11 protein-coding genes and 1 tRNA gene are annotated in these 11,423 nt (G+C 65.1%); 5 read left to right on the top strand and 7 right to left on the bottom strand.

Going from position 1 to position 11,423, the window contains the following annotated elements:
• The 4 genes from ACE3UY_RS00285 to ACE3UY_RS00270 all read left to right on the top strand — a co-directional run.
• On the top strand, positions 1-707 hold a 707-nt coding region (locus tag ACE3UY_RS00285), incomplete at its 5' end, for a glutamate ligase domain-containing protein (RefSeq protein ID WP_374685551.1).
• Between the two features lie 78 nt (positions 708-785).
• A complete protein-coding gene (gene lon, locus ACE3UY_RS00280; RefSeq protein ID WP_374685550.1) occupies positions 786-3,203 on the top strand; it encodes an endopeptidase La in 2,418 nt (805 codons plus the stop codon).
• A gap of 79 nt (positions 3,204-3,282) precedes the next feature.
• Positions 3,283-4,158 (top strand): DUF1028 domain-containing protein, encoded by an 876-nt coding sequence (locus ACE3UY_RS00275; protein ID WP_374685549.1) that lies wholly within the window; start codon positions 3,283-3,285, stop codon positions 4,156-4,158.
• Positions 4,159-4,281: 123 nt separating this feature from the next.
• Positions 4,282-4,692 carry an acyl-CoA thioesterase gene (locus ACE3UY_RS00270; RefSeq protein ID WP_374685548.1) on the top strand — a complete coding sequence of 137 codons (411 nt, stop codon included), beginning with the start codon at positions 4,282-4,284 and terminating at the stop codon, positions 4,690-4,692.
• Here the strand turns inward: ACE3UY_RS00270 and ACE3UY_RS00265 are convergent, their stop codons facing one another.
• The 5 genes from ACE3UY_RS00265 to ACE3UY_RS00245 form a co-directional block, all read right to left on the bottom strand.
• Positions 4,693-5,100: a type II toxin-antitoxin system HicB family antitoxin gene (locus ACE3UY_RS00265; RefSeq protein ID WP_374685547.1), complete on the bottom strand. Its 408-nt coding sequence runs from the start codon at positions 5,098-5,100 to the stop codon at positions 4,693-4,695. It lies immediately after the preceding gene.
• 3 nt (positions 5,101-5,103) lie between these two features.
• Positions 5,104-5,298: a type II toxin-antitoxin system HicA family toxin gene (locus ACE3UY_RS00260; RefSeq protein WP_374685546.1), complete on the bottom strand. Its 195-nt coding sequence runs from the start codon at positions 5,296-5,298 to the stop codon at positions 5,104-5,106.
• Positions 5,299-5,332: 34 nt separating this feature from the next.
• On the bottom strand, positions 5,333-6,676 hold the full coding sequence (locus tag ACE3UY_RS00255; protein ID WP_374685545.1) for a dihydrolipoamide acetyltransferase family protein: 1,344 nt from the start codon (positions 6,674-6,676) through the stop codon (positions 5,333-5,335).
• Positions 6,677-6,775: 99 nt separating this feature from the next.
• Positions 6,776-9,268, bottom strand: coding sequence for a thiamine pyrophosphate-dependent enzyme (locus ACE3UY_RS00250; protein WP_374685544.1), 2,493 nt, complete (start codon positions 9,266-9,268; stop codon positions 6,776-6,778).
• 371 nt (positions 9,269-9,639) lie between these two features.
• Positions 9,640-10,296 carry a hypothetical protein gene (locus ACE3UY_RS00245; RefSeq protein WP_374685543.1) on the bottom strand — a complete coding sequence of 219 codons (657 nt, stop codon included), beginning with the start codon at positions 10,294-10,296 and terminating at the stop codon, positions 9,640-9,642.
• Positions 10,297-10,504: 208 nt separating this feature from the next.
• Here ACE3UY_RS00245 and ACE3UY_RS00240 point away from each other — a divergent pair.
• Positions 10,505-10,581: transfer RNA gene (locus ACE3UY_RS00240), tRNA-Val, on the top strand.
• Positions 10,582-10,595: 14 nt separating this feature from the next.
• Here ACE3UY_RS00240 and ACE3UY_RS00235 read toward each other — a convergent pair.
• Both ACE3UY_RS00235 and ACE3UY_RS00230 read right to left on the bottom strand, forming a co-directional pair.
• Entirely contained in the window at positions 10,596-11,012 is a 417-nt protein-coding gene (locus ACE3UY_RS00235; RefSeq protein ID WP_374685542.1) for a hypothetical protein, read from the bottom strand.
• A gap of 101 nt (positions 11,013-11,113) precedes the next feature.
• The coding region (locus ACE3UY_RS00230) for a cation:proton antiporter (RefSeq protein WP_374685541.1) at positions 11,114-11,423 on the bottom strand (310 nt) is incomplete at its 5' end.

The following is an 11,423-nucleotide window of genomic DNA, read 5'->3' as shown; positions in this document are numbered from 1 at the left end:
TCATCGGCCGCGACTGGCGCTACGAGGTCGTCCGCGCTCACGATGGAGAACACGTCCGCCAGACGATTTGCATCGACCGCGGCCCCGATCCCGCGTTTATCCCGCCGGGTAGCGAATTTCTGGTCGGGCTGGCCGGCGAGCACCAGACGGGCAACGCCGCCGTGGCCCTGGCGGCGCTGGAGCGGGTGCGCGGGCGCTTTCCCGGTCTGACCCTACCCGTCATGCAGGAGGGACTGGCCGCGGTGGAGTGGGCCGGCCGCCTCCAGGTGTTGCAGGAGGGGGCGGGCCGGCCGACTGTCCTGGTTGATTGCGCCCACAACGACGATTCAGCGGCCAAGCTGGTCGCCGCGCTGCGCGAGGATTACCTGTCACGGGACGGCGACAACGCCGACCGCCGGCTCATCCTCCTCTTCGGCGCGCCGGAGGACAAGAACGTCGCGGGGATGTTGACCCGCCTGCTGCCGCTGGCCGACCGGCTGATCGTCACCACGGCCAACCACCCCCGTTCGGCCACGCCGGAGCGCCTGGCGGAGATGGCCGCCGAATTGGGGTGCGAGGCGACGTTGAGCCATTCGGTCAGCGAGGGGTTGCGGCTGGCCCTAAATGCCGCCGGGCCGGATGACCTCGTCTGCGCCACCGGCTCGATCATCGTCATCGGCGATTTGCTTAATCAGTGGGACAACCTACAATCGGAAAGAGGAAATTAGGAATTAGGAATCAGGTGTCATGAACCAAGACCATCTATGGGGATGCATTCTTAATTCCTAATTCCTAATTATTCTGCCATGGACGACTTCGACTATTCCCAGTTTCCCGACTTCCCGGAGTTATATTCAGAACTCGGCGATGAGTTATTTGACCGGCCCATGACCAAGGAGAAGAACGGTCTCATCGAATGCCCGTTTCTGCCGCTGCGCGACGTGGTGCTGTTCCCGCAGATGGTCATGCCGCTGTTCATCGGCCGCGAGCGATCGCTGGCCGCGATCAATGCCGCTAACAAGAACCGCGAGAACCTGATCGTCGCCGCCCAGCGCGACAACGAAGTGCTCGACCCGGAGGAGGACGGCCTGTTCACCATCGGCACCGAGGCCACCATCGGCCGCGTCCTGCGCATGCCCGACGAGACGACCAGCGTCCTGGCCCAGGGGCGGCGGCGGGTGCAGATCGTCCAGTTCCTCCAGTGGTCGCCCTATATCCGCGTCCGCGCTCGTGTCATCGAGGAGCCGTCCACCTGGAAGGCCAACACCGAGGCGCTGATGCGCGCGGTGCTGGCCCTGTTCGAGAAGACGGTCTCGCTCAATCACAACCTGCCCGAAGAGGCGTACTCTTATGCCATGAGTCTGGGCGAACCGGGGTGGCTGGCCGATTTCGTGGCCTCGACGCTGCCCGTGCCGGTGGAGGCGCGGCAAGAAATCCTCGAAGTCCTGGAGCCGCACGAACGGCTGCAGATGATCAGTATCATGCTGGCCAAGGAACTCGAGGTGCTGGAACTGGAGGATGAGATACAGAGCCAGGTGCAGCAGGAGGTAGACCGGTCGCACCGCGAGCACTTCCTGCGCGAGCAGATGCGTGTCATCCAGGGCGAGTTGGGCGAACTGGACGTCTTCGGCCAGGAGTTGAGCGAATTGCGCGAGGCGGTACAGCGCAAGAACCTGCCGGAAGGGGTGAGGGCCAAGATGGAGAAGGAGCTGGCGCGGTTGAACGCCATGCCGCCCATGTCGCCGGAGATCGGCATCATCCGCACCTACATCGACTGGATTCTCGACCTGCCCTGGGTGGAGGAGTCGCCCGACAATCTGGACGTGAACAACGCGGCCGAGGTGCTGGACGCCGACCACTATGGTCTGGAGAAGATCAAGGATCGCATCCTGGAGTACATCGCCGTGCGCCGCATCGCGCCCGACCACATGCGCAGCCCCATCCTGTGCTTTGTGGGGCCGCCGGGGACGGGCAAGACCTCGCTGGGCCGCTCCATCGCCCGGGCGCTAGGGCGCGAGTTCGTGCGCATCAGCCTGGGCGGCGTGCGCGACGAGGCCGAGATCCGCGGCCACCGCCGCACCTACATCGGAGCCATGCCCGGTCGCATCATCCAGGCCATGCGCCGCGTCGGCGCGCGCAACCCGCTGTTCATGCTCGATGAGGTGGACAAGCTGGGCAACGACTTCCGCGGCGACCCGGCTGCGGCGCTGCTGGAGGTGCTCGACCCGGAGCAGAACAACACCTTTGTCGATCACTACCTGGGGCTGGAGTACGACCTGTCGCGCGTCCTGTTCGTGACGACGGCCAACTTCCTCGACCCCATCCCGCCCGCGCTGCAAGATCGCATGGAGGTCATCGAGTTCTCCAGCTATCTGGAGGAGGAGAAGCTGGGCATCCTGCGGCAGTTCCTTGTGCCGCGCCAGTTGGAGCAGCACGGACTGGCCGACAAGGAGATTCGCTTCGAGGAGGAAAGCCTCAAGACGCTCATCCGCGAGTACACGCGCGAGGCGGGCGTGCGCAACCTGGAGCGCGAGTTGGCCAACGTCTGCCGCAAGATCGCCCGGCAGGTGGCCGAGGGCAAGGAGCCGCCGCGCCACATCACCGCCGCCCGCGCGCGTGAACTGCTCGGCCCGCCGCGCTTCACCGAGGACATCCGGCCCGACGTGGACGAGGTCGGCGTGGCGACGGGCGCGGCCTGGACGGCTGCCGGCGGCGAACTGATGATCATCGAGGTCAACCTGATGCCGGGCAAGGGCATACTGATCCTGACCGGGCAACTGGGCGACGTGATGCGCGAGAGCGCCCAGGCCGCGCTGACCTACACCCGCAGCCAGGCCGCCGCGCTGGGCATTGACCCGGAGCGCTTTGAGAAGCAGGATATCCACATCCATCTGCCGGAAGGTGCGGTGCCGAAGGACGGCCCGTCGGCCGGGGCGGCGCTGGCGACGGCCATCATCTCCGCCTTCACCGACCGGCCCATTCGCCGCGACGTGAGTATGACGGGAGAGATCACCCTGCGCGGCCGGGTGCTGCCCGTCGGCGGCGTGCGTGAGAAGGCGCTGGCCGCCCGCCGGGCCGGCGTCCACACCTTCATCCTGCCCGGCAAGAACGAGCGCGACCTGCTGGAAATCCCTGAAAAGCTGCGCGAGGATGTAGAGTTCATCTTCGCCGACCGCCTGGAACAAATCCTGGACGTGGCCCTCCTCCCGCCCCAGGGGCGCTGAGCGCCGACTGGCGACGAACGGACAGACCACTGACCAACTGATCTACTGCTTACTGATCACTGCTCACCCCGGAGGCCCCATGCACTCACACATCGCCACCTTCTCCATCGTCGCCTACGATCCCGGCCGGGGAGAATGGGGCGTGGCCGTCCAGTCCAAGTTTCTGGCCTGCGCCGCGGTGGTCTCCTGGGCGCGAGCCGGGGCGGGGGCGGTGGCGACGCAGTCCTTCGCCAACGTGGCCTACGGGCTGGACGGGCTGGACATGATGGAGCAGGGCGCCAGCGCCGAGGAGGCCATTGCCGCGCTGACGGCGGCCGACGAGCAGCGGGCGCAGCGCCGGGTGGGCATGGTGGACAAGCGCGGCCGGGCGGCGGCCTTCACCGGCGTGGAGTGCTACGACTGGGCCGGCCACGCCGTCGGCGACGGCTTCGCCTGCCAGGGCAACATCCTCGTGCCCGGCACGGTGCAGGCGATGGCCGCGGCCTTCGAGGAGGCGCGGCGCGGGCCGGGCGAGCTGGCCGACTGGCTGGTGCGCGCGCTGGCGGCGGGGCAGGCGGCCGGCGGCGACCGGCGCGGCCGGCAGGCGGCCGGGGTGCTGGTGGTGCGCCACAACGGCGGCTACGGCGGCAACAACGACCGCTACCTCGACTTGCGTGTGGACGACGACCCGGAGCCAATCGCCAAGCTGGGCGAACTGGTGGCGATGCACCATCTGTTCTTCGGCGCGACCGACCCGGCCGACCTGATGCCCATGGCTGACGCGGCCGGGGCGTTGCAGGCGATACTGAAGCGTACCGGCCACTATGACGGGCCGGCGAGCGGCATCTTCGACGAGGACACCCGCCGGGCGCTGCGGGCGCTGGTGGGCCAGGAGAACCTAGAGGAGCGCTGGGACGGCACAGGCGACGAGATCGACCGGGTGGTGGTGGACTTCCTGTTAAAGCGTTTCGGATAAGAGAATCAATTCACCACGGATTTTCACGGATTACACGGATACGAACGGATTGAACATGGAGTTCAATCCGTATCACCCGTAGAATCCGTGACAATCCGTGGTTCATTTATTAGAGAGGGAACTGTGCGGCCATTGTTGATTGAGCGGCCCATTGTGGTGCGGACGTACGACATCGACTTCGCCAACATCGTCCACAACATCGTCTATTTCCGCTGGCTGGAAGACCTGCGCTCGGAGATTCTGGCCGACGTGCTGCCCATCGACGAGATTCTGGCGACGGGCGTCAGCCCCATCCTGACCGAGAGCGCCATCGAGTACAAGTGGCCGGTGCGCATTGGCGACGCGCTGCTCGGCCGGATGTGGGTGGCCGAGCTATCGCGCACGCGCTGGACGCTGGCGGCGGAGATGATCGTGGGCGACCGCGTCTGCGCCGCGGCGCGGCAGAGCGGTTACTTTGCCAACCTGAAGAGTTTGCGTCCGGTGCGTGTGCCGGATAAATTGAGAGAGGCGTGGAAGGCAGCAGGGGGCCGCTGACTATGATTCGGCATGGGCGGCGATGTATTCCAGCGTCGCCCGGGTGATCAGCCCCGATCGCGTTTCGCCGCGTTGAGCAGCATATTGATCCATAAGGGACAACAGTCGCTCAGGTACGCTGATGTTGACGCGGCGCGTCTTGCCGGAGAGTTTGGAGAGATCCACCGTCACGAATGCCCAAATGCCCTCCTGGTAGTCGGGATTGCTCTGATGGGACTCGATGCTGCCCGCGGCCGGAATCTCCTCGCCATCGAGCAGCATCCCCTCGATATGCGCCTCAATTGCTTCCGCGACTTCGGACAGGGCCTCATCGATCGTTGAGCCGGCCGAAAAACAGCCTGGCAAGTCTGGCACGGTGACGCCGTAATCGCTATCTGGGTCTTTGTGAATGACAACTGGATATCGCATACGTTACTTCTCCGGCCATTTCCATCCAGCTTGACGAAAAATACTCCTGAGTGTGCCCACCGGTAAGTCTCGTTTCGGATGCGGTACCGTAACTCGCCCCGGTTTCGATGGATGTTTGAAATGGTAGTGGCTGCCCTTGATATGAACAACCTCCCAACCATCACGTTTAAGCCGCGCAATAATCTCTCGACTGTTCATCGTAGATTATACACACTGTACACAACTGATGCTACTAGCGCCAAGTCTCGATTTGACTTTTGACAGTGCTTACAAACGCATCGGCCGACGCCCCATCCAATATCCGATGGTCGAAGGTGAAGCTGACGTAGGCCAGCGGCCGGATGGCGATAGCGTCGTCGATGACCTTGACCCGCTTCTCGATAGCTCCGACGCCCAGAATGCCGCACTGGGGCTGGTTGATGATGGGCGTGGCAAAGAGGCTGCCCGACGTGCCGTGATTGGTGATGGAGAAGGTGCCGCCGCGCACGTCGTCCGGCCGGAGTTGCTTGGCCCGCGCCCGATCGGCCAGGTCGTTGATCGTCCGCGCCAGCCCCAGCAGGTTCAGCCCATCGGCGTTCTTGATGACGGGCACGATCAGGCCGTCGTCGATGGCCGTGGCCATGCCGATGTGGATGGCGCGGTGCAGCAGGATGCCCTCGTCCGACCAGCTGCTGTTGGCAAGTGGGTAGACCTTGAGCGCCTGTACCGTGGCGGCGACGATGTAGGCGGTGAAGGTCAGCCGCACGCCGTCCCGGGCGAAGCTATCCTTGTGGGCGCGCCGGTGGGCGGCGACGGCTGAGAAGTCGAACTCAAAGACGGTCGTCACGTGCGGGCTGGTGTGTTTGCTCCGCACCATGTGCTCGGCGATGGCGCGGCGAATGTTGGTCAAGGGCAGCAGTTCGGCTGGAGCGCCGGCATCCCCGCCGGCCGGACTAGTTGGCGCAAGAGCCGGCGGGGACACTGGCGCGGGCGCCGGCGCTTCGACCAGCTCGTCACTCGTCGCTGTCTCTTGCGCCGCCGGCTCGGTCTGCCGCGCCGCCGGCTCGGTCTGCCGCGCCGCCACGTAGGCCAGGATATCTTCCTTGGTGATGCGGCCGTCGCGCCCTGTGCCCGTCACCCGCGCCAGGTCTACACTGTGCTCGGCGGCGATCCGGCCGACCACGGGGCTGATCCGGCCGGTGTAGGCCGCCGGCGCCCGCTCTGTAATGGCCGCTTGGCTGGCTTGGCCGTTGGCCTCTGGAGCTATAGGCTCCACCCTGGCCTCCAGTCCCTGGCCCTTAACCCCTTCTTCCCTCTCCTTTGCACCCCCGCTCCCCTGCTCCCCTGCAATGGTTTCCCCCGGCTCGCCCACAAAGGCCAACACCGTCCCGACGGGTACGGTGTCCCCCTCGCGCACGCACAGTTGTAGGATGGTTCCGGCCGTCTCGGTCGTCGTCTCGGTCGTGACCTTGTCCGTCTCGACCTCGGCAATGGGGGTGTAGCGCTCGACGCGGTCGCCCTCCTTGACCAGCCAGCGGGCGAGCGTGCCCTCGATGACGCCTTCGCCCATTTCGGGCAGGGTTATTTTGGTTGCCATGTTTTCTCCGGCAGGGGAGCAGGGGGGCGGGGGAGCAGGGGAGAGGCCTTCACCCCTTCACCCCTGCTGCCCCGCACCCCTGCGTCAAGAAGCATAAGCCTACAGGAACGCGGGGAACCGCCCCGGATTCGTCTCATTCATGATGTCGTATAGGACGGCGAAAACCCCTTCGACGTTGGGTTTGGAGAAGTAAGCCCCATCGGTGCCGTAGGCCGGCCGGTGGGGGCGCGCGGCGATGGTGCGCGGCGGGCTGTCCAGCCAATCATAGCCGCCTTGGGCCTCGATGACCTGCTGCATCATGTAGGCCGTCGTGCCGCCGGGCATGTCCTCGTCCAGAAAGACGATGCGCCCCGTCTTTTTCAGTGACTCCAGAATCCGCCCGTGCCGATCGAACGGCAGGAGCGTCTGCACGTCGATTACCTCCACGTCCACGCCGACGCCGGCCAGCGCCTCGGCCGCGTCCAGGCCGACGCGGCACGACGCGCCATAGGTGACGAGCGTGATGTCGTCGCCTGGGCGCAACACCTCGGGCACACCCAGTGGCACGGTAATTTCGCCGATGTTGGATGGCATCTGCTCCTTCAGCCGGTAGCCGTTGAGCACCTCCACCACCAGCCCCGGCCCGTCGCCGAGCAGCAGCGTGTTGTAGAAGCCGGCGGCCTGAGTCATGTCGCGCGGGACGCAGATGTGCATGCCGCGCAGCAGATTGATCAGGGCGGCCATGGGCGAGCCGGCATGCCAGATGCCCTCCAGCCGGTGGCCGCGGGTGCTGATGATGACCGGCGCTTTCTGGCCGCCGCGCGTGCGCCAGTGTAGCGAAGCCAGGTCGTCGGACAGGATTTGCAGGCCATAGAGCAGGTAGTCCAGGTATTGAATTTCGGCGATGGGACGCAGGCCGCGCAGGGCCAGACCGATGGCCTGGCCGACGATGGTCGCCTCGCGGATGCCCGTGTCAGAGACGCGCAACTCGCCATACTTCTTCTGGAGGCCGGCGTAGGTCTGGTTGACGCCGCCCAGAAAGCCTACGTCCTCGCCGAAGGCCACCACCCGTGGGTCGCGGGCCAACATGGCCTCGAAGGCGGCGTTGAGCACCTGAGCGCCGGGCACGAGCCGGGCGTCGGGGGCGTAGACGGGCTTGACCTCGGTCACATGCAGGGCCGACTCGGCCGAGTTGCTGACCAGGTGCGAACCGTAGCGCTCCTCGTTGGTCGCTTCCTGGGCATTCTTCCAGGCCAGCAGCCGTCCGATGGGCTCGCCGGCGACCGCGCCGGCCCCCCGCGTCGCCACCAGCACCTCGCGCACCGCCATCAGCACGTCCCGCCGCAGCGGCGCCTCCTTGGCCAGCAACCGCTGCCGAACAGCCGCAACCTCAGCCACCCAAGCTGGCCTTTCTGCAATCGCCTCTTGCTCCCCCGCACCCCTGCTCCCTCGCTCCCCCGCCTCTTCCACCTCTTTCATCAGCGCCGCCACATCCTGCCGCTCATCATAGATCGGCCGGGCGAATGCCTGCCACGCCTTGACGCGGAAGTTCTCTACCAGCTTCTCGGCGTTGCGCTCCAGGTTATCGAGTTCGCCGGGCGGGGCGATGTGCTGGTCGATGATCCACTCGCGCATCTTGCGCAGGCAGTCGTACTCCTGCTCCCAGGCCAGCCGCTCGGGCGACTTGTAGCGTTCGTGGCTGCCGGAAGTGGAATGGCCCTGCGGTTGGGTCATCTCGATGACGTGGATGATGGAGGGCACGTGCTCCGTGCGGGCCAGCTCGGCGGCGCGGGCGTAGGTCTCCACCAGCGCGACGTAGTCCCAGCCCTTGACGGTGAAGATCTCGTAGCCGCCCGTCGTCTCCGACCGGCGCTGGAAGCCGGCCAGAATCTCCGACAGGTTGCCCTTGGTGAGTTGGTAGACGTTGGGGACGGAGATGCCGTACTCGTCGTCCCAGATGGAGAGGACGACGGGCACGCGCAGCACGCCGATGGCGTTGACCGCCTCCCAGAAGTGGCCTTCGGCCGTGGAGGCGTTGCCGATGGTGCCAAAGGCGACCTCGTCCCCGTTGCGAGAGAATTGCGTCAGGTGTTTCAGGCTGTCCAGCTCCCGGTAGAGGCGCGAGGCGTAGCCCAGGCCGACCAGCCGCGGCATCTGCGAGGCGGTGGGCGAAAGGTCGGCGGCGGAGTTGTAGAGCTGGGTCTGGTCGCGCCACGTGCCGTCGTCGTTGAGCAGGCGGGTGGCGAAGTGGCTGTTCATCTGCCGGCCACCCGAGTTTGGCTCAGCGACGATATCGGCGTGGGCGTAGAGTTGGGCGAAGAACTGCTGGATGGTCGTCGCGCCAATGGCGAAGAGGAACGTCTGGTCGCGATAGTAGCCGGTGCGGTAGTCGCCGCGGCGGAAGGCGCGGGCCATGGCGATCTGGGCCACTTCCTTGCCGTCGCCGAAGATGCCGAACTTGGCCTTGCCGCTGAGGACTTCGCGCCGGCCGATGAGACTGGTCTGGCGGCTCTCGACGGCCAGGCGGTAGTCGCGCAGCACCTCGGAGGCGCTCATGACCAGGCGGTTATTGAGTTGGGTCTTCTGCTTTTTTCGTTCGGTCGTCTCTAACATCACTTGCCTTTGAGTGCGTTATGGTCGTAGGGGCAGATCTGCGTGTCTGCCCTCGGCCCAGGGCGCACACGCGGGTGCGCCCCTACGGGAAGCGCCGGCGACCCGAGTGGGAGCGGGTCGCGGACGACAAAAGGCGACGCAGTCCGCCTGCGTCGCCATCCCGGATCGGTTGAATAGGATTGACTCGCCGTCATTGGGCGGCGCGGCCAACCTGTTACAGGCCAGGTGCAAAGTGGGATGTGCGCTAGCCCGCATCGGTTCCATCATAGCACAAAAAAGATGCTCGTGGATCGGCCTTTAGGCCGCTTTCAGAGAATTAGGAATAAAGAGCACTCTTCATTCCTAATTCCTAATTCGTAATTCCTAATTGATCAGTCGAGCGGGCGCACACTCAGGTTGTCGAACTGGACGCGCACGCCCGCGCCGCCGAGGGTCTGAACCAGCAACCCCACGTCGCCGGAGGCAAAGGTGTTGTCGGTGACGCGGCCGACCTCCTGGTTGTTGACGGAGAAGATCATATTGCCCGCCTCGGCGCGGACGGTCAGGCGGTTGGTGGCGTTCAGCCCCTGCTGGACGGCCGGCGACTCGAACCAGTGCTCGCCGACGATGGTGGTGTCCTCCGCGCCCTCGGCGTAGCGACCGATCCAGACGTAGCCGTCGGCCGAGATCTTGAACAGGTAGAAGTCGCCCGTCTCCGGGTTAGCGCGGAACAGCAGGCCGAAGCCGTTGTCGAGCGGCCCCGCCACAGCCGTCGCCTCGACTTCGAAGATGCCGTCGCCGAAGTTCTGGCCGGCCGACGCCCAGCGGCTCACGTCGTTCTCGATGATCTGGAAGTCATAGACGCCATCGACGACCTGCCCGATGGAGTAGGCGTCCTCGCCGCTGCTCCAGTCGCCGGCGTCGTCGAACGTCTCGGTGTAGGGCAGGCCGGTCGCGCCGCTCCGGCAGCCGGCCAGCCCCAGGAGCGCCACGGTCAGCAGCAGGAGCGCCGGCCGGAGTGGGTTTGCTTGGTGAATCAGTCGATGCATCGATTTCCTCTTTACCATCCGCAGATTACGCGGATTCCAAGAAGCTCACGCAAAGAACGCGAAGGACGCCAAGAGCGCCAAAGCTGTATGTTTCTTTGCGTTCTTGGCGATCTTAGCGTACTTTGCGTGCGGCTCTCAATCTGCGAAATCTGCGGATGATTCTCTTCTCTTGGCAATTGCCGCGCTTATGGTATACTTCATGGGGCGTGGGCGCGTAGCTCAGTTGGTTAGAGCGCACGGTTCACATCCGTGAGGTCAGGGGTTCAAGTCCCTTCGCGCCCACCACAACCCCCTTTCTCTCAGACGTTTGTGGCTCGATTGTTGTTCCCCGGCCGTATGTCGCCGGAGCGACGCGGCACGCCTACCACCCGCGCCAGCGGCAGCGCGAAGAGGATGCCGGTGTCAGGCTCGCTCAGTTCGCCGACGACGGACTCGGTGGCGGCGACGAGCTTATCGACCATCTCCTCCCCCTGCACAACGGAGAAGATCGTGCGGTGGTGCTCCTCATGGCCGTGCAGCAGCGAGCGCAGGCTGGGCATGAGCGGCACGTCGTCGCGAAAGCCCTCTTTATCGTGATGGCCCGCTTTTTGACGGATGCGGTGCAACCCCGTGCTCTCGACTATCGTGATGCCGCCAACGCCGGCCGCTTCCCAGGCGTCGAAGAGGTCAGGGCATTTGTTCACGTCATCCACGACCAACAAGACTAGATAGTGCATTGATTATCCCTCACGATGGGTGTGGAAGAAGCATCCACAGATTTCACAGATTGCACAGATTAAGCGACACTCGGCCAGCGTTGTGTCTTCCATTTTACTTGCTAGACAGGTTCGCCGCCGGGATCGACTTCGCCGGCGAGGGTGGGGGCGTCGCCGGCGGTCTCGTCGCGGTAGACGGCGCGTAGCAGTACCGGCGTGACCAGGGTGGCGATGATGATCATGAAGACGATCTGCGAGAACGTCTCCTGGCGGATGGCGCCCTGGCCCAGAGCGACCGAGGCCACGATTAAGCCCACTTCGCCGCGCGAGACCATACCGACGCCCAGCCGCAGGGCGTCCAGCCGGTTGAAGCCGGCGATGAGCGCGCCGAGGCCGCTGCCGATCAGCTTGCTCAAGATGGCAAAGAGCGTC

Source organism: Promineifilum sp. (SeqCode) (assembly GCF_041918635.1).
GTDB lineage: Bacteria > Chloroflexota > Anaerolineae > Promineifilales > Promineifilaceae > Promineifilum.
Note: the sequence above shows the minus strand (reverse complement) of the source record. Positions and strands in the feature narration are given on the sequence as shown.

Coding starts and splice junctions, on each gene's coding strand:
- ACE3UY_RS00265 (WP_374685547.1), bottom strand. CDS start 5,100: ATGCGATATCCAGTTGTCATTCACAAAGACCCAGATAGCGATTACGGC.
- ACE3UY_RS00245 (WP_374685543.1), bottom strand. CDS start 10,296: ATGCATCGACTGATTCACCAAGCAAACCCACTCCGGCCGGCGCTCCTG.
- ACE3UY_RS00250 (WP_374685544.1), bottom strand. CDS start 9,268: ATGTTAGAGACGACCGAACGAAAAAAGCAGAAGACCCAACTCAATAAC.
- ACE3UY_RS00275 (WP_374685549.1), top strand. CDS start 3,283: ATGCACTCACACATCGCCACCTTCTCCATCGTCGCCTACGATCCCGGC.
- lon (WP_374685550.1), top strand. CDS start 786: ATGGACGACTTCGACTATTCCCAGTTTCCCGACTTCCCGGAGTTATAT.
- ACE3UY_RS00255 (WP_374685545.1), bottom strand. CDS start 6,676: ATGGCAACCAAAATAACCCTGCCCGAAATGGGCGAAGGCGTCATCGAG.
- ACE3UY_RS00235 (WP_374685542.1), bottom strand. CDS start 11,012: ATGCACTATCTAGTCTTGTTGGTCGTGGATGACGTGAACAAATGCCCT.
- ACE3UY_RS00260 (WP_374685546.1), bottom strand. CDS start 5,298: ATGAACAGTCGAGAGATTATTGCGCGGCTTAAACGTGATGGTTGGGAG.